23 protein-coding genes are annotated in these 23568 nt (G+C 63.8%); 5 read left to right on the top strand and 18 right to left on the bottom strand.

Translation table 11 applies throughout. The annotated features are described in order from the left end of the window. Positions 1–295 precede the first annotated feature (295 nt). A complete protein-coding gene (locus tag ACS7SF_RS20525) occupies positions 296–949 on the top strand; it encodes a YitT family protein (RefSeq protein WP_439893978.1) in 654 nt (217 codons plus the stop codon). Positions 950–1002: 53 nt separating this feature from the next. Here the strand turns inward: ACS7SF_RS20525 and flhB are convergent, their stop codons facing one another. Beyond that, positions 1003–2166 (bottom strand): flagellar biosynthesis protein FlhB, encoded by a 1164-nt coding sequence (gene flhB, locus ACS7SF_RS20530; protein WP_439893979.1) that lies wholly within the window; start codon positions 2164–2166, stop codon positions 1003–1005. A 275-nt stretch (positions 2167–2441) separates the two neighbouring features. Here flhB and ACS7SF_RS20535 point away from each other — a divergent pair, with 275 nt between their 5' ends. The 3 genes from ACS7SF_RS20535 to ACS7SF_RS20545 all read left to right on the top strand — a co-directional run bounded on the left by ACS7SF_RS20535 (position 2442) and on the right by ACS7SF_RS20545 (position 4917). Beyond that, entirely contained in the window at positions 2442–3020 is a 579-nt protein-coding gene (locus ACS7SF_RS20535) for a hypothetical protein (protein ID WP_439893980.1), read from the top strand. Positions 3021–3087: 67 nt separating this feature from the next. Further along, on the top strand, positions 3088–3861 hold the full coding sequence (locus tag ACS7SF_RS20540) for a hypothetical protein (protein WP_439894441.1): 774 nt from the start codon (positions 3088–3090) through the stop codon (positions 3859–3861). A 147-nt stretch (positions 3862–4008) separates the two neighbouring features. Then, positions 4009–4917, top strand: coding sequence for an acyltransferase (locus ACS7SF_RS20545; RefSeq protein WP_439893981.1), 909 nt, complete (start codon positions 4009–4011; stop codon positions 4915–4917). A 71-nt stretch (positions 4918–4988) separates the two neighbouring features. On the opposite strand, the gene cheZ is transcribed toward ACS7SF_RS20545, so the two are convergent. From cheZ to motA, 12 genes are all read right to left on the bottom strand, one after another. Then, positions 4989–5660, bottom strand: coding sequence for a protein phosphatase CheZ (cheZ, locus tag ACS7SF_RS20550; RefSeq protein ID WP_426399814.1), 672 nt, complete (start codon positions 5658–5660; stop codon positions 4989–4991). Further along, positions 5660–6061, bottom strand: coding sequence for a chemotaxis response regulator CheY (gene cheY, locus ACS7SF_RS20555; RefSeq protein WP_426399813.1), 402 nt, complete (start codon positions 6059–6061; stop codon positions 5660–5662). Before cheY ends, cheZ begins: the two co-directional genes overlap by 1 nt. Before the next feature lie 162 nt (positions 6062–6223). Further along, the gene (locus ACS7SF_RS20560; RefSeq protein ID WP_439893982.1) at positions 6224–7360 is read right to left on the bottom strand and encodes a protein-glutamate methylesterase/protein-glutamine glutaminase; all 1137 of its coding nucleotides are present in this window, start codon (positions 7358–7360) and stop codon (positions 6224–6226) included. Positions 7361–7397: 37 nt separating this feature from the next. Beyond that, positions 7398–8015, bottom strand: coding sequence for a chemoreceptor glutamine deamidase CheD (gene cheD / locus ACS7SF_RS20565; RefSeq protein WP_426400743.1), 618 nt, complete (start codon positions 8013–8015; stop codon positions 7398–7400). A gap of 80 nt (positions 8016–8095) precedes the next feature. Next, positions 8096–8977, bottom strand: coding sequence for a CheR family methyltransferase (locus tag ACS7SF_RS20570; protein WP_426399811.1), 882 nt, complete (start codon positions 8975–8977; stop codon positions 8096–8098). Positions 8978–9081: 104 nt separating this feature from the next. Then, positions 9082–11037 carry a methyl-accepting chemotaxis protein gene (locus ACS7SF_RS20575; RefSeq protein WP_439894442.1) on the bottom strand — a complete coding sequence of 652 codons (1956 nt, stop codon included), beginning with the start codon at positions 11035–11037 and terminating at the stop codon, positions 9082–9084. Between the two features lie 232 nt (positions 11038–11269). Continuing rightward, a complete protein-coding gene (locus ACS7SF_RS20580) occupies positions 11270–13126 on the bottom strand; it encodes a methyl-accepting chemotaxis protein (protein WP_439893983.1) in 1857 nt (618 codons plus the stop codon). A 129-nt stretch (positions 13127–13255) separates the two neighbouring features. Beyond that, positions 13256–13747, bottom strand: coding sequence for a chemotaxis protein CheW (locus ACS7SF_RS20585; RefSeq protein WP_426399809.1), 492 nt, complete (start codon positions 13745–13747; stop codon positions 13256–13258). Positions 13748–13814: 67 nt separating this feature from the next. After that, the gene (gene cheA / locus ACS7SF_RS20590) at positions 13815–16007 is read right to left on the bottom strand and encodes a chemotaxis protein CheA (protein ID WP_439893984.1); all 2193 of its coding nucleotides are present in this window, start codon (positions 16005–16007) and stop codon (positions 13815–13817) included. 19 nt (positions 16008–16026) lie between these two features. Then, positions 16027–16440: a response regulator gene (locus ACS7SF_RS20595; protein WP_439893985.1), complete on the bottom strand. Its 414-nt coding sequence runs from the start codon at positions 16438–16440 to the stop codon at positions 16027–16029. A gap of 22 nt (positions 16441–16462) precedes the next feature. After that, on the bottom strand, positions 16463–17422 hold the full coding sequence (motB, locus tag ACS7SF_RS20600) for a flagellar motor protein MotB (protein ID WP_439893986.1): 960 nt from the start codon (positions 17420–17422) through the stop codon (positions 16463–16465). 80 nt (positions 17423–17502) lie between these two features. Beyond that, positions 17503–18363, bottom strand: a complete 861-nt coding sequence (gene motA / locus ACS7SF_RS20605) for a flagellar motor stator protein MotA (RefSeq protein WP_021192846.1) — start codon at positions 18361–18363, stop codon at positions 17503–17505. A gap of 112 nt (positions 18364–18475) precedes the next feature. Here motA and ACS7SF_RS20610 point away from each other — a divergent pair, with 112 nt between their 5' ends. Then, complete coding sequence (locus ACS7SF_RS20610) at positions 18476–18787, top strand: hypothetical protein (protein ID WP_439893987.1); 312 nt, start codon at positions 18476–18478, stop codon at positions 18785–18787. A gap of 50 nt (positions 18788–18837) precedes the next feature. On the opposite strand, the gene flhC is transcribed toward ACS7SF_RS20610, so the two are convergent. The 5 genes from flhC to ACS7SF_RS20635 form a co-directional block, all read right to left on the bottom strand. Next, positions 18838–19398 carry a flagellar transcriptional regulator FlhC gene (gene flhC, locus ACS7SF_RS20615; RefSeq protein ID WP_426399805.1) on the bottom strand — a complete coding sequence of 187 codons (561 nt, stop codon included), beginning with the start codon at positions 19396–19398 and terminating at the stop codon, positions 18838–18840. Between the two features lie 74 nt (positions 19399–19472). Then, entirely contained in the window at positions 19473–19790 is a 318-nt protein-coding gene (gene flhD / locus ACS7SF_RS20620; RefSeq protein ID WP_089190899.1) for a flagellar transcriptional regulator FlhD, read from the bottom strand. An 840-nt stretch (positions 19791–20630) separates the two neighbouring features. Then, entirely contained in the window at positions 20631–21527 is an 897-nt protein-coding gene (locus tag ACS7SF_RS20625; RefSeq protein ID WP_439893988.1) for an SMP-30/gluconolactonase/LRE family protein, read from the bottom strand. Further along, complete coding sequence (locus tag ACS7SF_RS20630; RefSeq protein WP_439893989.1) at positions 21524–22378, bottom strand: citryl-CoA lyase; 855 nt, start codon at positions 22376–22378, stop codon at positions 21524–21526. Before ACS7SF_RS20630 ends, ACS7SF_RS20625 begins: the two co-directional genes overlap by 4 nt. 1 nt (position 22379) lies before the next feature. Further along, on the bottom strand, positions 22380–23567 hold the full coding sequence (locus ACS7SF_RS20635; RefSeq protein WP_439893990.1) for a CaiB/BaiF CoA transferase family protein: 1188 nt from the start codon (positions 23565–23567) through the stop codon (positions 22380–22382). Position 23568: the final 1 nt, after the last annotated feature.

Raw genomic sequence — 23568 nt, forward strand, 5'->3', positions numbered from 1 at the left:
TCCGATCGCCATCTGGACCCACGCCAGGCGCCGGGCCCATATCCGCAGGCACCGGCAGCTCTGTCGTGGGCGCTAGGTATGGGAATTGCAAGTCATCCCCGCAGCGACAAAACGCGCGCCCACCAGCACCCCCACCAGACCCGGATCCAGTCACGCCGCACAAAGGCGGTGCATTGGCCGGTGCGTGGATGCACCAACCCGAGCATAGGCAACGTTCAATGAAACACCCCGCAGCTGGATTACTCGACATACACGGTTGTTTGCCAGACTGGCCGTTCACGCGATGAGCGGCACCATGGACCATCAGCTTCATCACGCAACCGGCACCGTTGCGGCAAGCCGCCCCCACGAAGCCGGACACACGATGCTTGAGGACATCTATGGCATGGCCGTCGGCATGATGTTCATCGTGACGGGGGTAGTACTGCTGAGCGCGGCCGGACTCGTGACCGGTGGCATTGCCGGAATCGCGTTGTTGGTGTCGTATGTCGCGCCGTTATCGGTTGGCACCATTTTCACGTTGGTCAACGTGCCGTTTTTCGTGTTCGCCTATTTCGTGATGGGCCCGCGTTTTGCCATCAAGTCGACGCTGGCCAGTTGTGGCATCACCTTCCTGCTTGCGTTGACGCCGCGGGCCTTGCACATCGATTTCGAAAGCCCGCTATTTGCGGCGCTGGTGGGCGGTACGCTCAACGGCATGGGGGTGTTGGCGCTCGCGCGACACGGCTCGGGCGTTGGCGGCACGGGCGTTCTGACGCTCTGGCTGCAACGCACGCGTGGGATCAATGCGGGGATCGTGCAGGTGGCCATCGATTCGACGATTCTGCTGACATCGATCCTGGTGATCGCGCCTGGCCGCGCTGGGTGGTCGGCTGTGAGCGCGGTGGCCATGAGCGCGATGGTGATCGCGTGGCACCGCCCGGGTCGATATAACGTCGTGGTGCGGTAGCGCCAGTCGCGGCCTCACCGGCCGCAGCATCAACGTTGGGCTTGCCGATTCCCTCAGGCGTCGTCGTTGGCGTCTTCGGGGCCGGCCTGAGGGCCGGGGTCCATATCCGCCGGCACCGGCAGTTCGGTCGGGCGTTTCGGCGCCCGCCCACCCACCTGATGCATGCGGCGCAGCTGATACACATACGCCAGCACCTCGGCCACGGCGGCATACAGGGCCTCCGGAATCTGGTGGCCGATCTCCGTGTGCCGGTATAGCGCACGCGCCAGCGGCGGCGCTTCCAGAATGGGAATCTTGTGCTCGGTGCCCAGCTCGCGGATCTTGGCGGCGACCAGGTCGGCACCCTTGGCGAGCACGCGCGGTGCGCCGCCCTCCTGCTCGGAATAGCGCAGCGCCACGGCGTAGTGCGTCGGGTTGGTGACGATCACGTCGGCCTTGGGCACGTCGGCCATCATGCGGCGCTGGGCTGCCTGGCGCTGCATGGAGCGGATGCGGCCCTTGACGTGCGGGTCACCTTCGGATTCGCGGTGCTCCTTGCGCACCTCTTCCTTGGTCATGCGGTGCTTGCGGGCGTATTGCCACAGCGCCAGCGGCACGTCCACCGCCACCACCAGCAGCATGACGGCCGCCATGCAAAGGAACGCCACGCCGGCCACGTGCATGGTGTCACCCATGGCTGCGCGCAGGTCTTGCTGTGGCAGTTCGATGAAATCCGCGCGGTAGTGCCGGATCAGCCACCAGCCCACGCCAGCCACCAACGCCAGCTTGATCAGCAGGCGCGGCAACTCCAGCAGGCCTTCAACAGAGAACATGCGCTTCAGGCCCTGCAGCTTGAACAGCCGCGTGATATCGGGTTCCAGCGGCTTGAACGAGATGGCGCCGCGCGTCAGCGCCAGCGGCGTCAACGCGGCCAGGATAAGCAATAGCAGCAACCCGCCCAGCGCGATGCCCAGCGGCGTGAACTGCGCCGCCACGTACGTCCATTGGTCTTGCCCACGGGTGATGTCGTAGCGGTGAAACTCCAGGCAGCGCGCCAGAAACGACGACGCACCCCGCACGATCGACTCGCCCATCACCCACATCCCACCTGCGCCCGCCGCCAGCAGGGCGAACGAACCCAGTTCCCGTGATCTGGGAACGTCGCCTTCCTCGCGCGCCTGTTCCAGGCGCCGGGGTGAGGCGGCTTCGGTTTTTTCGAGATCGCTTTCTTCGGACATGCCGGGAGGATGCGAGGGGTGGATGACTAGACGCTCGCATTATTCCCGCACCGCACGCCGGCTAAAGCGGGGAGAAAACCGCCTCGGGACGCCTTTTTCCGTGGAATGGCCCCGGGGTGCGCGCCCACCCGCCCCACAGTCTCAAAACAGCCACTTGATAACACTGGGTTAACAAAACACCCTCCGCCGGCAACTACCATGCGTCGCAGTCACATGCACTGTGACGCTTGCGATACGTGCATCGGGCAGTCCAACCTCATCAGGGAGGAGGGGGTATGCGGTGGCAGGTCAAGGCTGGGGCCATCCTGGCGACGGCGGTACTGGTATTTGCAGGGGTGCGGGTGTTTTCGGCCGGTGCCGCAGACGCGCATGACGCACCACCGCCCGATCCGCCAAAACGGGCCACTGCGGCCACACCGCCCTCGCCCGTTCCCGCGCCTGCCAGCGCGCCGCCGGCCCAGTCCGCGCAGGCAAACCCACCGCTGCCACCTCGCTTTACCGAGTACCTCGCCCGCGAGTACCCCAATTCCGCCGCCACACGCCAGGCTCTCACGCAGATCGCCTACGGCTGGAGCCAGGCCGTCCACAACGTGCGCGGCCCGCAGGACGCCAAGCTGGCCGGCGATGCCATCGCCCGGGGTATCGCCTGTGCGTTGGGCCCGGGCGTACTCGCCACCACCGGCGTTGACCAACAGACGATGCTCGACCGCATCAAGGCCGCGCGCGCCGTCATGCTCGACAACGACAGCGACACGACGGCCTACCTGCGCTTCCAGGCGCTGGCCGGCGGCCAGTACTTTGACGACCCCGGTGCCGCCTCGTGCGGTTTTGACCCGGCCACGCTACCGAACTGAAACCGGAGTGTCCCGCCCGACTTCACCCACGCTCTCACCCCACCACCAAGGAGACTGCTGCATGAAGATGAAGAAACTTGCCACCATCGTGCTCGCCGGTTCACTGCTCGCCGTGCCGCTCAGCGCGATTTCGGCTGCGCCCGGGTCGGCCATTGTGTTCGTCAACGGCATCAACAACACGTTTGACGATGCGGTGGCCAGCCTGCAGGTGCTGAAGACCCAGCTCAACGCGCGCGACAAGAACAACACCTACGTCTACGGCAACGCCTACAACGCCACGCAAGGCGCCCTGAGCGACGTCTATCAGGTGTTCAAGCAAAAGGGTGTGGAAGGCACGAGCCCGGCCGACTTCTGGCGCGCCATCGACGGCAACAGCCTGCCGGCCGGCGGCATGAACGCAGCGCTGCAGCAGAAGTACATCGACCTGCTCACGAAGAACGACATCCCGGAGCTGCCTGACCACCTGAACCAGTACCGCAACTACCTGAAGGCGCAGCGCAAGGTGGTGCTGGTCGGCCACTCACAGGGCACGCTGTACACCAACTTCGAGATCAACCTGCTGGTGACCGGGCCGGATCAGGCACAAGGCAAGATCAGCGCGGTTAACGTGGGCAACGCCACCCGCTATCAGCTGCCGGGGTCCAGCTACCTGACGTCGCATGCCGACACGGTGATCGGCGCGCTGAGCCTGGTGCAGACGGTGCTGCCCGCCAACTACTCGCTCGGCTGGCACCCGCTGTCGGACGCGCTGGGGCATTCGTTTTCGAAGATCTACATGAACGCGAGCTACAGCGCGGCGGGGCAGATCCTGACGCAGGTATCGCAGCAGGCGCGCAACTGAGGGGGCAACGGACTCCGGGGCCGCCAGACGTAAAGTCTGACGCGGCGCATGGTCTTGGCAGGCGATCGGCGCTACCCTCGCGTATCCTCATCATCACAATCCATGCCCGCCGCGAAGCTGTCGGCGGGTACTTTTTTGGAGTTGCCGTTGATACGCGTTTTGCCGCCCTTTGTATTGGGTACGCTCAGCCTGATCCTGCTGGCACTGAACACGCTGTTCTGGGCCGTGCCGCTGTTTACGTTCTCCGCCATCAAGCTGCTGATTCCGGTCACGGCTGTACGACAGTGGATCGACCCGGTGCTGAACTGGATCGCCACCCGCTGGATCGGCTGCAACAACTTCTGGATCGGCCTGCTGCAGCGCGCGCCGTGGAGCGTGGAAGGCGCCTCCAACCTGCGCTACGCGGGGTGGTATATGGTCAACTGCAACCACCGTTCGTGGGTCGATATCTTCGTGCTGCAGCGGGTGCTGAACCGGCGCATTCCGCTGCTGAAGTTCTTCCTCAAGCAGCAGTTGATCTATGTACCGGTGATCGGCCTGGCCTGGTGGGCGCTGGATTTTCCGTTCATGCGGCGGCATACCAAGGCGGCGTTGCGCAAGCACCCGGAACTGCGCAACCAAGACCGGGAGACCGCGCGGCGCGCCTGCGCCAAGTTCGCCAAGGTACCGACCAGCGTCATGAACTTTGCCGAAGGCACCCGCTACACGGCGGCCAAGCATCGTGCGCAATCCTCGCCGTATCGCCATCTGCTCAAGCCTAAGGCCGGTGCGATGGCGCTGGCGCTCAACGCCATGGGCGACCAGTTCCAGGCGCTGCTGGACGTGAGCATTGCCTACCCGGACGGCACCCCAAGCTTTTGGGAACTGGCTAGCGGCAAGGCGGGCCGCGTGATGGTGCACATCCGCGAGCTGCCGATTCCGGCTGGCCTCTGCGCAGGCGACTACACCGCCGATGCGGCGTTCCGCAGCGAGTTTCACCGCTGGCTGGCACAACTGTGGGAAGAGAAGGACGCGCAGATCGACGCCATGCTGGCGCAAGCTGCGGTGAAGAACTAGGGGCCCGGGACGGGCCCTGAAGACGAGAGAAGCGCCGGCCCTCGCGCAGGCGAAGGCCGGGCAGACCGGCGTTAGAAGCCGAGGCTTTCCAGCAGATCGTCAACCTGTTCCTGGCTGCCGACCACGTCCGGGTGGTCCGGATTGATCTGCGGGCCGTTCAGCAATGACGACGACGAGGCTTCCGTGCGCAGATGCTCAGGTGCGTTCTCCAGCAGGATGCCAACCAACTGACTTTCGATCAGTTGCACGACATCCAACACCTTCTTGATCACCTGGCCGGTCAAATCCTGGAAGTCCTGGGCCATCAGGATTTCCATGAGCTGCTGGTTCGTGTCGCGCGTCTTTTCCGGCACGCTGCGCAGGAAGCCGTTGGTCTGGCCGACCAGATCACGGATCTCTGCGTCGCCAAGCTGGCGGTCCATCCACGATTGCCAGCGGTTGACCAGCGCCTCGGCGTCGCTCTCCAGCGCGTCTTGCACTGGGCGGGCCGCGTCGATGGCGTTGAGCACGCGGGTGGCCGCCTGCTCGGTCATGTTGGCGATGTAGTTCAGGCGGTCGCGCGCGTCGGGTATGGCCGATGCGGCCTTTTCCACGCCCTTGTCCAGGCCCAGCTCACGCATGCTCTCGCGCAGCATGCGCGTGAGGTGGCCGATGCGCTGGAGCATTTCCGGCATGTCACCGTGGTCTACGCCTTCCGCACCTTCTGCGACCGGCGCCTGGGCGCCATCGTGCATTTCGCTCATCACGCCCCCTTTTCGAGCTTTTCGAAAATCTTGCTCAGCTTTTCGTCCAGCGTGGCCGCCGTAAAGGGCTTGACCACGTAGCCGTTGGCACCTGCCTGGGCAGCGGCAATGATGTTTTCCTTCTTGGCCTCTGCCGTCACCATCAGCACCGGCAGCTTGCTGATGCTCGGGTTGGCGTCGGCGCGAATGGCTTGCAGCATCTGCAGGCCATCCATGTTCGGCATGTTCCAGTCGGAGACGACGAAATCGAACCGGCCTTCCTTGACTCGGGCCAGGCCGGCGGCGCCGTCTTCGGCCTCCTCGACGTTGCCAAAGCCGAGTTCCTTGAGCAGGTTACGCACGATCCGGCGCATCGTCGGGAAGTCGTCGACGACGAGGAATCGGTACTGGCTCTTGTCCATGGACACAATCTCCGCAAACTAACTGAATTGGGGGGTTTTCGGGGCTACCTTGGCAATCTTATCGGCGCCTGGAGCCGATTCTTGAGTGTCGGCATGCGTCTGGAAAGATTCGGGGCGCCTGACTGCTGCGCCCCGCAACCAATGGTCCCGGAAAAATAGGCGTTACACGCGCGTCACACGGCCATGCGCAGACAGCTTAGCGAGCACATGGGGGCCGATCTGCGACAGGGGCAGCACCTCGTGCACGCCACCATGGGCCACGGCTTCCTTGGGCATGCCGTAGACCACGCAGGAGGCCTCGTCCTGGGCCACGTTATAGGCGCCGGCGTTGCGCATTTCCAGCATGCCGACCGCGCCGTCCTTGCCCATGCCGGTCAGGATCACGCCCAGGGCGTTGGCCCCGGCGTTGCGCGCGGCAGAGCGGAACAGCACGTCCACCGCCGGGCGATGCCGATTCACGGGCGGCCCCTGATCCAGCTCGGTGACGTAGTTGGCGCCGCTGCGGCCCAGCGACAGGTGCATGTCGCCTGGGGCAATGTAGGCGTGGCCGGGCAGCACACGCTCGCCATGCACGGCCTCTTTGACGCGGATACGGCACAGGCCGTCCAGCCGCTTGGCAAACGACGTGGTGAAGCCCGCCGGCATGTGCTGCACGATCAGGATGCCGGGGCAGTCGGGCGGCATTTCCAGCAGGAAATCCTTGATCGCCTCGGTGCCACCGGTGGAGGCGCCCACGATGATGAGCTTTTCCGTCGACGAGAAATGGGTACGCGCCGGTCCCGCTGCGGCCGGTGCGTGGTCCGCGCGAACGTGTGCGCCATGTGCCGGTGCAACGGCCGATGCGGATGCGGTGGCAGGCGCCGCTGGCGTCGCAGTACGCGGACGCAGCTTTGCGCGCGCCGCCGCACGGATCTTGTCGGCAATCTGGTCGGCGTATTCGTTCATGCCGTCGCGCATGCCCAGCTTGGGCTTGGCGACAAAATCCACCGCGCCCAGTTCCAGCGCACGTAGCGTGGCTTCCGAACCGCGCTCGGTCAGGGACGAGATCATGACGACCGGCGTCGGGCGCAGGCGCATGAGCTTTTCCAGGAAGTCGAGGCCGTCCATCTTCGGCATTTCGACGTCCAGCGTGAGCACATCCGGATTGGTCTGCTTGATGAGGTCGCGCGCGATGATCGGGTCCGGCGCGACCCCCACCACTTCCATGTCAGGTTGCGCGTTGATGATTTCCTTCAGGATGCTGCGGATCAGTGCGGAATCGTCGATGCACAGCACCTGAATCTTGCGTTTGTCGTTCATGCTGTTTTAGGGGGGCAAGGTCAGGAAAAAAACGAAATTACGTGAACAGTTGCAGGCGCGAGGCAGGCTTCGTCGTGATGGACTTCGACAGCTTGCTGGCGTATTGCGCTTCGCTGTCCAGATCGGCGGCCGAGTTTTGCGAGCGCAGCTTGCGCACCATGATCTGGCCGGTGGATGGGACGAAATACACCTTGCGCGGGTGCACATCAAAGAGGTCTTTGGCGGCGACCGTCAGCCCTTCGTTGCGCAGGAATTCCAGGACGAACTTGCCATTGCGCTCACCCACATCCAGCGTGCTCATGCCGGCCAGCACGGCGGCGCCGCCAAACACCTTGATCTCCAGGTGCTCGCGCCGGGCGCCGGCCCGGTAGAGCTGGTTGAGCAGCACTTCCATGGCGTGCGTGCCGTAGCGCATGGAGGGCGACAGGATCGATTCCCCCTCGTTGCGCGAGGGCAGCATGAAGTGGTTCATGCCGCCAATGCCGAGGATCTTGTCGCGCACGCAGGCGGATACGCACGAACCGAGCACCGTCACGAGCATCAGGTCTTCGGTGGTGACGTAGTACTCGCCGGGCAGCACCTTCATGGCGCGGCGGCTGAAGGTGGTGTCGTAATAGGCGTGCGTGCTGGCAGCCGATTGGGCGAGCGTGGCCATGGCGCCCGCCGTCATGCCGCTGTCGTTGCGCACGGTGTCGGTCATGGCAGCACGGGGGACGGCTCTCTTGCCGAATTCGATCATCGGGCCCCCATCTTGGCGCGCAGCTCGGGCGCGATTTCGTACACTGTCTTGCCGCGCAACGACCACGCCTTGGTCACCTGCAGGAAGCTCTCCGAATGGCCGGCAAAGAGCAGGCCATCGGGCTTCATCACGTCGATGAAGTGCTCGAGGATCTTGGCCTGCGTGGGCTTATCGAAATAGATCATCACGTTGCGGCAGAAGATCACATCAAACTTCTGCTGCAACGGCCAATCGCGGTCGAGCAGGTTGATCTGCCGGAACTCGATCATGGCCTGCAGCTCGGGCCGCACGCGGGCGTAGCCCTCCTGCTTGCCGGTGCCGCGCAGGAAATACTTCTTCAGGCGCTCTGGCGACAGGGCTGCCACGCGCTCCATCGGATAAATACCGGCGCGACCGCGGGCCAGCGCGTTGGTATCCACGTCGGAAGCAATCACGCTCACCTGCCCGGGGTTCATCGAACCAAAGGCCTCGGCCAGCGTAATGGCGATCGAGTATGGCTCTTCGCCGGTGGACGACGCCGAGCACCACACCGTGAACGGCGTGCGCTTGGCCTTGGCGTGCTCGGCCAGGATCGGGAAGTGATGCTGCTCGCGGAAGAACGCGGTCAGGTTGGTGGTGAGCGCGTTGGTAAAGGCTTCCCACTCGTCGGGCAGGTGGCCGTGCTCCAGCGCGTCCAGGTAATCGCGGAACGAGCCGAGGTTGACCACGCGCAGACGGCGGGCCAGGCGGCTGTAGACCATCTCGCTTTTGCGATCGGACAGCGAAATACCGACGCGACGGTAGATCAGGTCGCGAATGCGGGCGAAATCTTGCGCGGTGAAGGAAAACTCACGCGATGCGAGCGTCGGCGAAACAGGCGCCAAATTTTGTGCTGCCATGGATAACTAACCCCGTGTTTGGCGAGTCTTGGCGCCCGCTTTCAATCGTTGGCGGGCACCACAACCTCAGCGCCGCGCCAAGTTGGATGTTGGCGAGGCTGGCGTCAGAAGGTGCTCCAATCCTCATCATCGGCAGAAGACCCTGCCAGCTTGAGGGCTGGCGCCGCCGCAGCCACCGAAACAGCCGCTGAAACGGCCACCGCAGCAACCGGCGCGGCAGATGGATGTGCTTCGTCGCGCGCTTTTTCGACGTGCTCGTGGGACTCGACGTGCTCGGGGGCAATCGCCGGGGTGTCGTCCGCGGCGACGGGCGCCACCGGGGCAGCCTTTGCCGACTTGCGTGCGGCAATGGCGCGCGCAATGGAAGGCACGACTTCGGTGGCCTTCGCCGGCCGGACTTCACTGCGCACAGCGGGGGCAGCCGGTGCTACCGGGGCCTGCTGCACATGGGCCACCACGGGCGTGGCATGGTGCATGTGCTCGGCGTGTTCATCCGTACGGAAAGCCGCCACGGCATTGCGCAGCAGCTGGGCTTGTTCCTCCAGCGAGAGCGCTGCGGCAGCGGCCTGCTCCACCAATGCGGCGTTCTGCTGCGTCACCTCGTCCATCTGGTTTACAGCCTGGTTGACCTGCTCGATGCCGGAGCTCTGCTCGTCCGACGCGGCGGAGATCTCGCCCATGATGTCGGTCACGCGCTTGACGGCGGTCACCACCTCGCCGATCACCTCGCCCGCTTCCGCCACCAACGCAGACCCATTGCGCACGCGGCCCACGGAATCGCCAATCAGCTCCTTGATCTCCTTGGCTGCCGTGGCACTGCGCTGCGCCAGGCTGCGCACCTCCCCCGCCACCACGGCAAAGCCACGGCCTTGCTCGCCTGCGCGTGCGGCTTCCACCGCCGCGTTCAGGGCGAGGATGTTGGTCTGGAAGGCAATCCCTTCAATCACGCCGATGATGTCGGCAATCTTCTTGCTGCTGGCGTTGATGCCGGCCATGGTTTCCACCACGCGGCCCACCACTTGCCCGCCCTTGACGGCAATGTCCGACGCGCTGCCGGCAAGCTGGCTGGCCTGGCGTGCGTTGTCGGCGTTCTGCTTCACGATGCTGGTCAGCTCTTCCATGCTGGAAGCGGTTTCCTCCAGCGAGCTGGCCTGCTCTTCCGTGCGCTGCGACAAGTCCGCATTGCCGGCCGCGATCTGCTTGGTGGCGCTGGCAATGGAATCGGCCGAGCTCTTGATGTTGCTGATGGTGCCGGTCAGTTGTTGCTGCATCTGCGCCATGGCGAACAGCATGCTGTCGTGATCGCCCGGGCGCGTGCGCACCTGTACGGCCAGGTCCCCGGCAGCAATGCGGCGCGCCACCTCGGCCGCATACGCAGGCTCGCCGCCCAATTGGCGTGACAACCGCCGCGCGATGACGATGCCCAGCACGATGCCGAGCAACGCCCCCACGCACGCCATGACGATCATTACCAGGCGCGAGCGCTGCGCATCATCGCGGGCACGGGCAGTGGACGCAGCGGAGACCTCCTCCACCCGTTTGACCATCTTGTCGAGCGTCTTTTCAAAGGCAGCGGTGTCGTCCAGCAGGCCGACGTTCTCGGCTGTGACGCGGCTGTCGAATTGGGTCGGGTCCAGGCCCTGCTTGTCCATCAGCGCAACGAAGTCGTTCATGCGCTTGCTCCAGACGGGGTAGACGGCGTCCACCTCGCGGATCATCTTCTTGCCTTCATCCGATGCGAACTGCGGGCGCACGTTCTCCACGCCATCCTTCAGGCGCTGCATGCTGTCGTTGATCTGCCCGCTGAGCGCTTTGCGCTCAGACAGCGTGGTGGCAATCAGCAGAGCCGTCTGCGCCCGGCTGGCATGCGCCAGGCTATTGGCCGCGCTGCCCATCTGCGTGATGGCGCGCATCTGCTTTTGCGCGAGCTCCTCGCCGGCCTTGGTCAACTGCGTGATGGTGTACACACCCAACCCGCCGATAGCCGCGCCCACAGCGGCCACGATCAGGAAACCGCCAGTCAGCACCGTCGACACCGGTAACCGCTTGATCCAACCCATCATCTGTCTACCTCTCTTTCTTATATGCCCCTAACCGCTATCGGTTCATGGGGACGGCTCTTTAGAACCGCCTAGGGCGTATGCCACTTCAGAGGGGGGTCACCCCTTCTTTGGTGCATGCAGGACCTGTCCCCGCCCAGGCAAAAAAAAACCTGCCCCGAGGGGCAGGCTGCACACCACAAACACACACGAGAGAGCTTTCGCGAGCAGCGAAGATCCCGTGCATACATGGTTAAAAGGTCTCCCAGTCGCCATCGTCACCGCCTGCGGCAACGAGCTTGGGTGTTTGCAACTTGGGCGCTGACGCGGCTGCTTTCGGTACGGCAGCGGCCGCGGTACGCCCACGTGGTTGTTCTGTTGCGACAACCGGTGCAGCAGGCGCGGCAGCGGTTTCCGTTTGGGTTGTGACAGCCGCAATGGCCTTCGGCTTGGCAGCGCGGCGTTCGATTTTGATCTTTGCCCTGGTTTCAGCTTTGGCTTTCAGCGCGGGCTTGGCTGACGCTGCGGCCACCACGCGCGGCGCGACGGCCAACGGCTCGGCCGCACCCTGTGTGCGGAATACAGCCACCGCTTGGCGCAGCCCTGTCGCTTGTTCCTGCAACGACATTGCAGCGGCAGCGGCCTGCTCCACCAGCGCGGCATTCTGCTGCGTGCCTTCGTCCATCTGGTTCACCGCCTGGTTGACCAGCTCGATACCGGCGCTCTGCTCCTCAGACGCCGAACTGATCTCGCCCATGATGTCCGTCACGCGTTTGACGGCAACCACGACCTCGTCGATCACGTGACCAGCTTCGGCCACCAGCGTGGAGCCGTTTTCCACCCGGCCCACCGAATCGCTAATGAGCTCTTTAATCTCTTTGGCCGCCGTGGCGCTGCGCTGCGCCAGGCTACGCACTTCACCGGCCACCACCGCAAAGCCGCGGCCCTGTTCGCCTGCGCGTGCGGCTTCCACCGCAGCATTCAACGCGAGGATGTTGGTCTGAAAGGCGATGCCTTCAATCACGCCGATGATGTCGGCGATCTTCTTGCTGCTGGTGTTGATGCCCGCCATGGTGTCCACCACGCGGCCCACCACTTCGCCGCCCTTGACGGCGATGTCCGAGGCATTGCCCGCGAGCGTACTGGCCTGACGCGCGTTGTCGGCGTTCTGGCGCACGATGCTGGTGAGCTGTTCCATGCTCGACGCCGTCTGCTCCAGCGACGAGGCTTGTTGTTCGGTGCGCTGCGACAGGTCTGCATTCCCTGTCGCAATCTGCTGCGTGGCACTGGCAATCGAATCGGAGCCTGCACGTACCTGCCCGACCATCTTCAGCAGGCTCTCCTGCATGCGTTGCAGCGCTGCCAGCATGCGGCCGGTTTCATCGGTGCGGTCCACGCGGATGGTGTGCGTGAGATCGCCTTGCGTAATGTGCTCGGCTTGTTCGATGGCTTGCATCAGCGGCACGGTGATGGAGCGGCGCAGCGCCCACGTCAGCAGGCCGCCCACCACGATCCCGCCCACCAGCAAACCGCAGGTGAGCGTGCTCAGCGCGGTGTGTTCGTGCTGGCCGGCCTCGTAGCTGTCTTTGGCCGCGTCCAGCTGCAAGCGGTTCAGCGCCGTCACCTTGTCACCCAGCGGGCGATACAGCGCAGGCATGACGTCCATGACCATCTTGTTGATGCGGGCCTCGTCATGCGCCTGCACGGCCTGCATCAGCACCTGTGCGCCGTCACGCAAAAAGGCACTGCGCATCGCATCGGCCTCTTCGGCAAGCTTGCGCTCCTCCGCCGTGGTGGGCAACGCGCGGTAGCGCTTCCAGGCGGCGTCGGACTTGTCGAGGAACATCTTGGCGCGCTCGATCGTCTTGTCCATGCCCGGCGCATTCGGCGCCATGGCTGCACGGTCGAGCACGATACGGAAACTCAGCAGGTTGGAATCGGATTCAGCCAATGCCACGGTGCCGGCCATTTGCACGGCATACGTGTCCTGCACACGTGTGTTGGCGTGCCGCATGCCAATCAGGCCCGTCACGCCCACGATCACGGCGAGCGCACCCACGCCCGCCATCATCAGCCCCAGTCGGAGCCGGATGGTCATCCTGCTGAACATGCTTCCCTCCCCATGCGGCGCCGCACCCCTTCTGACGGTGTCTCGTCGCCAGCCGGGCATGTCAGCCCGGACACATTGACCGTGGGCACGCACACCGTGCCCCGGCCGGTTTCCCTACTTCCCCTACGATCAGGCCGCCTCGGCCTCGTCGCACAACGCCATATCGGCCGACAGCAGCAAGCGCTCGATGTCCACCAGGATCAGCATGCGTTCATCGATCGAGCCCAGGCCACGGATGTATTCCGTATCCAGCGCGCCCGAAAACTCCGGCGCCGGCTTGATCTGCTGGCTTTGCAGCGTCAGCACGTCCGACACGCCATCCACCACGATGCCGACCACGCGGTCCATCAGGTTCAGGATGATCACGACGGTGTACTGGTTGTACTCCACGCGGTCGAGCTGGAACTTGATGCGCAAGTCGACGATCGGTACGATGATGCCGCGCAGGTTGATCACGCCCTTGATGAAGTCGGGTGCATTGGCAATGCGGGTAACGGTTTCGTAGCCGCGGATCTCCTGCACCTTCAGGATGTCGATGCCGTACTCTTCCTGCCCCAGGGTGAAGGCCAGGTACTCCTCCCCGCCGGTTTCCTCACCGATCGAACGTTCCTTGACTTCCATTGCGGCTCCCCTCGGCCCGCGTCGGGCCACTAGATTGAATGCGTTGTTGGGCGGTTCGCGTGGCCGCTTATGCTGCAGCCATGGCTTGGGTCGAGAATCGACCACCGTGCGCTTCGCCCATGTCCTGCTTCTCGGCACTAACGGCACGCAGCGCGTTTTCTGAATGGCCAGCGCGGGTCTCGCGCATCAGCGCCGACACGTCAACGATCAGCGCCACGCTGCCATCGCCCAGGATGGTCGCGCCCGAAATGCCCGGCACCCGGCGGTAGTTGGTCTCCAGGTTCTTGACCACCACCTGCTGCTGGCCGACCAGTTCGTCGACCTGCAGCGCGATCTTCTTGCCTTCCGAATCCAGGATCACGACGATGCCTTCCGACGGATCGGGCAGCGACGGCGTGATGCGGAAGCGCTCGTACATGGGCACCAGCGTCAGGTATTCGTTGCGCACCTTGAGCAGTCGGCCGCCACCCGGCACAGCCTTGATGTCTTCCGGACGCGGTTGCAGCGATTCGGCCACGCACGACAGCGGCAGGATGAACACTTCTTCGCCGGTCTTGACCGACATGCCATCGAGAATCGCCAGCGTGAGCGGCAACACGATGCGCATGGTCGTGCCCTTGCCCTTCTGCGATTGGATCTCGACGTAGCCGCCCATCGACTGGATGTTCTGCTTGACCACGTCCATGCCCACCCCGCGGCCGGACACATCCGTCACCTGATCGGCCGTGGAGAAGCCCGGCGCGAAGATGAGCTGGTTGATCTCGTCGTCGGTCATGTTGTCCGACACAGGCAGGCCACGCTCGCGCGCCTTCTTGAGAATCTTGTCGCGGTTCAGGCCCTGGCCATCGTCGCTCACTTCGATGACGATATTGCCGCCCTGGTGGGCAGCAGACAGCAGCAGTTGGCCGACCGCGTCCTTGCCGGCAGCCACGCGGGCTTCGGGCAGTTCGATACCGTGGTCCAGGCTGTTGCGCACCAAGTGGGTGAGCGGGTCGATGATGCGTTCGATCAGGCCCTTGTCCAGCTCGGTCGATTTGCCGAACGTCGACAGCTCGACCTGCTTGCCCAGCTTGGCGGCCAGGTCGCGCACCAGGCGCGGGAAGCGATTGAACACGTAGTCCATCGGCATCATGCGGATGGACATGGCGGCCTCTTGCAGGTCACGCGCGTTGCGCGTGAGTTGCGACAGGCCAGAGAACAGGCGCTCGTTCAACACCGGGTCGAACGCCGATGCGGTCTGCGCCAGCATCGCTTGCGTAATCACCAGCTCGCCCACCAGGTTGATGAGCTGATCGACCTTTTCCACGCCCACGCGGATGGTCGTTTCTGCGGCCACGGCCGGCTTGTCGGAAGCGGCCGGGCGCGGCGGGGCGGCGGCGGCCGCAGCACGCGGTGCCTCGTTGGCGGCCGGTGCATGGGCTTCGGTCTGCGCGGCAGCCGGCGCGGGTGCCGTCACAGCAGCGGTCTCGGCAGCCGTTGCAGCAGCTTCCACCACGGGGGCGGCGGCAGCCGACTCGCCCGTATGCGGCGCGATGACGATCTGGTCTGCATCGATGATGAAGCAGCTCACCGCGATGATGTCGTCAGCCGTGCAGGTGCTCTGCAGCACGATGTCGCTGTTGCGGCCGGAGCGCACGTGACGCAGCACGGTACCCAGATGCTTGAGCTCGGTGACGATCAGCTCGCAGTCTTCGTTCGAGACGTTGATGAGCTTGATGTCCAGGCCACCCTCGATGGCGCCGATCGGCTCGGGCGCTGGCGCCTCAACAACCACCGGTTCGGGTTCGGGCGCGGCCACCGGGGCCGCAGCAGCAGCCGCAGCAACAGCGGGCGCTGCAGGTGCAGCAGGCGCAGGCTGTGCGGCGCCACCATCCTCGGCAGCAAGGCTGTTGAGCTTGGCCACCATGTATTCGAGCGTAGCCGTATCAATCGGGTGCTCTTGCCGATAGGCATCAAGTTGGCTTTTCAACACGTCTTTCGTTTCCAAGAAGGCATCCACCATGTTCTCGCGCAACTGCAGCGTACCGGTGCGGGCGCGGTCCAGAATCGATTCCGCCACATGCGTGAGTTCCGTCATGTGCGTGAAGCCGAAGGTTGCGGCACCGCCCTTGATGGAGTGCGCGCAACGGAAGATGGCGTTCAGATCATCAGAAGAAGGGTTGGCGACATCGAGATTGAGCAGCAGCCGCTCCATGTCAACGAGCAGCTCTTCCGCTTCCTCAAAGAAGGCGCCGAAAAACTGGCTGAGATCGAGGTTCATGTCGTTTGTCTCGGGTCGTTTAATGCGTGGACGCAGACCCGTGGGTCTGCGCATGCCATTCGAACAACTGCATCACCGAATCCGTCAGGCCTTCCGGGTCGAACGGCTTGGGCAGGAAACCCGTGGCCCCGGCAGCGCGCGCCTGGTCGCGGATGGTGCCGTCGGCTTCGGTGGTCAACATCAAAATCGGCGTGTCGGCATAGGCCGGCAGCGCGCGCAGCGCGCGAATGAGGGTCAGGCCATCCATCGACGGCATCACCTGATCGGTGATCACCAGATCGTGGCTGCCGCCGTTGGGGTCACGCACCACTTCCAGCGCGGCGGTGCCGTCGGCGGCTTCCGTCACGGCAAAGCCGCATTCGCGCAGGCATGCGGCGATCATGCGGCGGATGGAAGTGGAATCGTCCACCACCAGGATGTGTTTTTCGCTCATTGGCTGTTTCTCCCCTCGGCGCTTATGGCTTGGCCGGCGCAGCGGCATCGGCGGCACCTGCAACAGGCGCAGTGGCACGGACGGCGGCGTCGGTCAGCGTGTCCTTACCGTCATTGCGTAGATCGGCCACCGGCTCGACCCCACCCGAGCGCACGGCTTCAGCGGCGCGTGCGTTGAGCACGACGATGCTGATACGGCGGTTGATCGGGTTGTACACATTCGTCTTGTCCAGCGGCACCGAGGCTTCCAGGCCCACCACACGGCTGACCTTCTCGGGCTTCATGCCGCCGGCAATCAGCTCGCGGCGCGAAGCGTTGGCGCGGTCCGCCGAAAGCTCCCAGTTGCTGTAGCCGTGCTGCGTGGCGTACTGCGTGGCATCGGTGTGGCCCGACAGGCTGATCGGGTTGGGCACGTCGTTCAGCGCCGCGCCCAGCTCGCGCAGGATGGTGCGCATATACGGTTGCACCTCGGCACTGGCGTTGCCGAACATCGGCCGGTTCTGCTGATCCACGATCTGGATGCGCAGGCCCTCGGTGGTCATGTCGATCAGCAACTGGTGCTTGAACTGGCTCATCACCGGGTTCGTCTCGACCATCTCGGCAATCTTCTGCTTAAGCTTGTTCAGCGCTGCGTCATCCGATTCATCGCGGATATTGCGCTGGCGCTGCACCGTGGGGCTGGGGCTCGGGTTCGGCTGCGGCATGCTCTGCTTAACGGACGGGCTGCCCTGCAGGATGCTCGACTGGTCGCCAGAACCGGCGCCACCAAACAGCGCCACCTTCAGCGGCGTGCGGAAATACGTTTCCACCGACGACAGCTCAGCCTTGGTGACCGAGCTGAGCAGCCACATCAGCAGGAAGAACGCCATCATGGCCGTCACGAAGTCGGCGTAGGCGATCTTCCACGCGCCACCGTGGTGGCCGTGTCCGCCTTTCTTGTTGCGCCGAATCACAATGAAGGTCGGCGTGCTGGACTTGCTCATGGTCCGTTCCCGTCGGTGTGTGCTGCGTCGTTAATGGCGTGGCTCGTTGGCCACGCTCTGTGTCATAGGGGGGGTCAGCGCTACGCTGTCTTGGCGCCGCGCACGTGGTCTTCCAGCTCGGCGAAGGACGGACGCTCGGTCGAGAACAGCACCTTGCGGCCAAACTCCACGGCAATCGCCGGGGCGTAGCCGTTCATGCTGGCCAGCAGCGTCACCTTGATGCACTGGAACAACTTGGTCGATTCTTCGGCGCGCTGCTCCAGCAGCGAACCCAGCGGCCCGATGAAGCCGTACGCCAGCAAAATGCCGAGGAACGTACCGACCAGCGCGGACGCGATCAGCTTGCCCAGCTCTGCCGGCGGCAGGCCGACCGAGCCCATGGTGTGCACCACGCCCATCACGGCGGCCACGATGCCGAAGGCCGGCATGGCGTCGCCCACCTTGGTGATGATGCGGGCCGGTTGTTCGGCTTCGTGGTGGTGGGTGTCGATTTCCTGATCCATCAGCGCTTCGATCTGAAACGGATTCAGGTTGCCGCCGACCATCAGGCGCAGGTAGTCGCAGATGAAATCCAGCGCGTGGTGATCGGCCTGGATGGCGGGGTAGTTGGCGAACAGCGCGCTTTCGTGCGGGGATTCGATGTCGGCTTCAATCGACATCATCCCTTCGCGGCGGATCTTGGACAGCACCACATACAGCAGCGCCATCACTTCCATATAGAGGGCCTTGGTGTACTTCGAGCCCTTGAACAGGCCCGGGAGCGCCTTGACCGTGGCGTTGATGGCCTTCTTGTCGTTGCCGACCACGAAGGCGCCAATGCCGGCACCGAAGATGATCAGCAGTTCGGTCGGCTGGAACAGCGGCCCCAGGTGGCCACCGGCCAGCATGTAGCCGCCGAACACCGAGGCGAGAATCACGATGTAACCGATGGCGACTAGCACGGGGCAAACTCCTAGATGGGACGATGCAGGCAACCGCGCGATCAACTCGTGCGATCAATACAAGGAGGAATAACGGCATCCGCCCCGTTAACTGAAGGCTTGAGCAACGGTTTTGCTGCCGCGCGGCAGGCCGGAATTCCCCGCCACCGCGCCCCTCTCCACCAAAAACGGCAACAAAACGGGCGGCTTGAGCGCCACCCTGCCCGAAGAGGCGTTCTACCTAGGCGAAACCAAAGAAAAAGGGACGGAAATCGCTTTCCGTCCCTGTTTTTCGACCTTCTTCTACGCGCGGCGGCAAAAAAAAAATGCCGGTCCGCGGTTTCCCGCGACCGGCCTACCCCCTTCCCCTTTTGTGCTGTCTGAGCCCCTGTGCTGTCCTGCTCTGTGTTCTGTCTTGCTTTGTTTTTGTGATGTGCCGGTCTGAGCGGCGGTTCCCGTAATTCCCGTACGTCCCGTGTTCCCGTCAAGCGCCGCTCAGGCGTCGATCGTCTTCTCTGCGACCGCATCGACCTGGCCAGCAACGCGCTTTTTCTTGCCTGCGCGTGACGGCGGCTGGCATACGCCGCACACAAAGTCGTGGTGCAGGTCGTCTGCGTGGGCCACGAAATGGCCGGTGCAGCGCTTGCACTTCACGGTGTGCAGCATCTTCCCCTCGAAGAACTTCAGCATCATCCACGCGCGGGTGATCGAGAGCACCTCTTCTTGTTCGTGGACGTGAATGTGTTCTTGGTACAGCTTGTAGGCCGAGATCAGGCGACGCACACCCGTGCTGCGGCTGTTCTCACCCAGAAAACGGTAGATGTTCAGGAAAATCGACGAATGGATGTTCGGCGACCACGTCAGGAACCAGTCTGCCGAGAAAGGCAGCATGCCCTTGGGCGGCGATTCCCCGCGGATTTCCTTGTACAGCTTGACCAGACGCTCACGGCTGAGCGTGGTTTCTTGTTCCAGCAATTGCAGACGCGCACCGAGCGAAATCAATTCCGCTGCGAGGTGGATCTGCTGCACTTCATTCATGACGCTGGTCTGACGCATGGCACTGCTCCCGCTTCGCTTCTGCTACCCATCCGATACCCGCTGAACCCGGCGGAAGATCCGCCGCAATTGGCTCAGTTGATCTGCTCAACCGCCTGACGTGCCAGCAGGATCGACATTTGCGATTGCTGCAGGCCCTTGTCACGGTGCGGCTGGGTCACCAGACCCAGGATGGCGTGATCGTCGAAGCGGAAACGGCACAGCAGCATGTTGGTGCTGGCCAGCTTGACGATCTGCGCGGGCGACATCGTCAGGAGGATGTCTGCCAGTTCTTCCGAGATGCCGAGGCGAAACAGTGCGGCATCGCGATCCTTGACCAGCATTTGCTGGGCAAGCATCAAATAGGTGAGATTCAGCTCGCTGATCTCGGAAACAATGTCTTGCGTGTCCATGTACGTCCCGTCGTCGTGTGCAGTAAAAGTGCAACCTGCATCCAATCTCACATGGTGGTGTCCGGTGACGCTGTTATCTCGCGCCGCCCTCGTCCGGACCCTCACCAATTCCCCACAGATCGGATGTTCCTGGCATTCGGTGCCGTTACCGGCACTTCCTGCCTCCTTCTTACTCACGTCGCTAAAGACATGGCGAAGTTGTTTTCTGTTGAACACATTGTGGTTTGGCGACCGGGGTAAGTAAAGAAGGTGGGACCCCTACGTCGGAGGGGTGGGGCGGGCGGACTTTTTGTAAGCCATTTTCGTACAAAACCATTAAGAAACGTTGTCAATGAAGCGTTTGCCGCCGCATCGGCCCTGGGTGGACCCTGCGCTAAAGCGGCCGTTTGACACGTATTTACCCTACGCTTTGGCAAAAGATAGCAATCTTATTGCCTAAAGAAGCCAGAAATCGATTGTGGAAGCGTCGCACTTCTACGACTCTGAGCATCGGATGCCGGGTTAACAGCTTGTAGGATACTTCTTACCCCGTCCTACACGTCGTGTAGGACAGTGCCGGCCGGTTTTTGGACCCATTTGTAGGAGTGATCCTACAGTCTGAAGGCAATTTTGTAGGACAGCTCCTACCGTTTTGTCACACAAATAAAGACGCGTCTTTTTAATCGTGACAAAAATCGATGCCAAGACACGCACAATGCGAAGAAAAGAAGCGATCGCCGCACTTTGGTTGCGGCGGCGCAGCAAAAAGTGCAGCGCCATCGACAACGGCAGCGCTCAATTAGAAGGGAAACAGCGGCAGGACCGAACGCCGTTGTAGGACAACGGCATCCGCGGCCTCGGTCAGGTGGGATTGGGTAGCGTGCAGCGTGCGCGCAACACGGTGCCCGTGGCGGACTCTGTGATGACGACGGATTGCCCGTCCGGTGCCAGTGCGACGTTGGTGGTGGTCCGGCCCCGGCACGAAGCGATGCGCGCGAGCGGCTCGCCATGCGGCGAGAGCACGAACACCGCTCCCAGCGATGCGTGCGCGACAAACAGATTGCCCGCCACGTCCATCGCCATGCCGTCGGGGCCGCTGGTGCCGTAGAACTGCGCAAAGCGGCCGACCTTGCTCGTGCTACCGTCGGCCAAGAGTGGCAAGCGCCAGACAGCGTTGTCGCGCGTCATCGCAACGAAGAGCGCCGATTCGTCTGGCGTGAGTGCCAGGCCATTGGGGCTGGGGCCGCTTGACAACAGGCAATCGAGCCGGCCGTCGGAGCGTAGGCGGTACACGCGGCCAGTCGGGTCGTGCAGGCCGGTCTGGCCTTGGTCGGTGAAATAGACATCGCCGTTGCGGGCGACGACCAGATCGTTCGGGCCTTTGAAGCGTTCGCTGTTGCGGCGGGTGAGAAACGGGCTGACTGCGCCTGTCGCCGGGTCAAGCGACAGCAGGCCATTCTTGTAATCAGCGATCAAGAGCGTGCCGTCGCTGCGCAGCGCGAGGCCGTTGGGCTCGCCGTCGTATTCGGCAACGACGGTCCACTCCCCTTGCGGCGAGACGCGCAGGATGCGGCCGTGCGGAATATCGACCAGCCAGAGATTGCTGTCCGCATCCCAGCACGGGCCTTCAAGAAAACAATCGACCGGTGCCCCGCCCTTGTTGGCGCGTGACCATTCGGTCGGCACTGGGCGGCGCAGCGCGGCGGGCATCTCCGCGTAGACGGTGGTTTCGATAGTGGGCCAGTTGAAGTAAGTCATGGCGCAACGGCCGATTCAGTTTCCGCCAGATGCCGCGTGGCGGCGCCGGTATAGCGGTATGGCAACTGGCGCGGCATCGGGCCTTTGTTGCGCTCGCCGCGGCCGCTTTGCTCCCACGCATGCGCCAGGATGCCCACCGCGCGCGACAGGCAGAACACACCGCGCGCCAGCGGTGCAGCAAACCCGAGTTCGGCATAAATGACGGCGGTGGCGCCGTCGATGTTCATCGGGATCGGCTTGCCCTTGCGTGCAGACAGCAGTGCTTCGATGGCTCGGCCAATGGCGGCGTAGCGACCGCCAACTACGCTGTCTTGCGCGGCCTCGTCCACCAATGCGAGCAATCGGCCTGCACGCGGGTCGATCGGGTGAAAGCGGTGCCCGAAGCCAGGCAGGTACTTGCCGTGCGCGGCGATGAAGGCATCGACGCCTGCCGCCGTAGCCACCTCCAATGAGGCACCGTCCAACATGCGCGCCTCGATGTCATGGAACAACTCGACCGCCTGCTGCCCCGCCCCGCCGTGCACGTCGTCCAGCGCGTTGAGCGCAGACGCCATCGCGCCGTTGAGCGGCAATCCGCAGCTCGTTGCCATCTTGGCAATGGCGATGGACGGTGCGTGCGGGCCATGATCGACGGACGCCACCAGCGCTGCTTCCAGCAATGCGGCCTGGCGCTTGGTCGGCAGCTCACCGCGTAGCATCAGCCAGATCATCTCGGCAAAACCGATGTTGCCGATCAACTCCTGGATCGGGTAGCCGCGCACGTGGATGCGGCCGGGTTCGATGTCGATGATGTCGGTGCGCCAGTAGTCGGCGGCGAGGCCGGCGGCGTCTTGAGGAAGCGTCGATGTCATATCAGATAGCGCCTTCAGCGCGGAGGGCTTCGATTTGATCGGGGCGGTAGCCAAGCTTGGCGAGCCAATCGTCGGTGTGGGCGGACAGCGCTGGTGCAGGTGTCTGCGGGCAAGGGTCTTCGCCTGACAAGCGGAAACCGGCGCGCGTAACGTGCTGGCCTTCCTCAGGGAACGAGGTGACAAAACCGCGGCCCGTCACCTGCTCATGCGCAAGCACGCCGGGCACGTCCAGCACCAAGCCGGCCGGCACACCGGCATCGATCAGCAGCGGTTCCCATTCAGCGGCCGGGCGCGCGGCCAGCGCAGCTTCCAGCACATCGTTCAGCGCCTGACGATGTTCCTTGCGCGCCTGGCGTTCAGCGAAACGTGAGTCAGTGACCAGGCTGGGCTGGCCGATCACGCGGCACAGCGCGGCAAACTGCTTATCTTCGTTGGCGGCAATGTTGATCAGCCCGTCGCCCGTTTTGAACGTGCCCGACGGGGCGGCGGTGAAGTTCTGGTTGCCCATCGGGCGCGGGCTCACGCCGGCATTCAGGTAGTTCGATACCACCCAGCCCATCGTGGCGAGCGTCGATTCCAGCATCGACACATCGACCATCTGGCCCACGCCGGTGCGTTGCGCGCCGAGCAAGCACGCAGTCACGGCCAGCGCCGCCGTGATGCCGCCCACCGTGTCGCTGATCGGGTACCCGACACGCAACGGAGCCGATTCATCGTCGCCGGTGACGCTCATCACGCCGGAAATGCCCTGGATGATCTGGTCGTAGGCGGGCCTTCCGCTCAGCGGACCGTCCTTGCCGAAGCCGGAGATGGCGCAGTAGACGAGGCGCGGGTTGACCTCGCGCAGCACGTCGTAGCCGAGCTCCAGGCGGTCCATCACGCCGGGGCGGTAGTTCTCGATGAGCGCATCGGCCTGCGCCACCAGCTTGAGCAGGATGGCCCGCCCTTCCGGGTGCTTCAGGTTGACGGTGACGGACTGCTTGCCCGCATTGACGGCGACGAACGAGGCGCCCATCTTGCGGCGCGCTTGTTCGGGGTCGGCACCCAGGCGGCGGGCGAGATCGCCATTGCCAGGCACCTCGACCTTGATGACTTCCGCACCGAGCAAGCCCAACTGATAGGCGCAAAACGGCCCGGCCAGCACGTTCGACAAGTCGAGCACGCGCAAACCCGCGAGAGGCAAAGCCATG

The sequence above is a fragment of the Ralstonia sp. 25C genome (genome assembly GCF_051904805.1).
Taxonomy (GTDB): Bacteria; Pseudomonadota; Gammaproteobacteria; order Burkholderiales; family Burkholderiaceae; genus Ralstonia.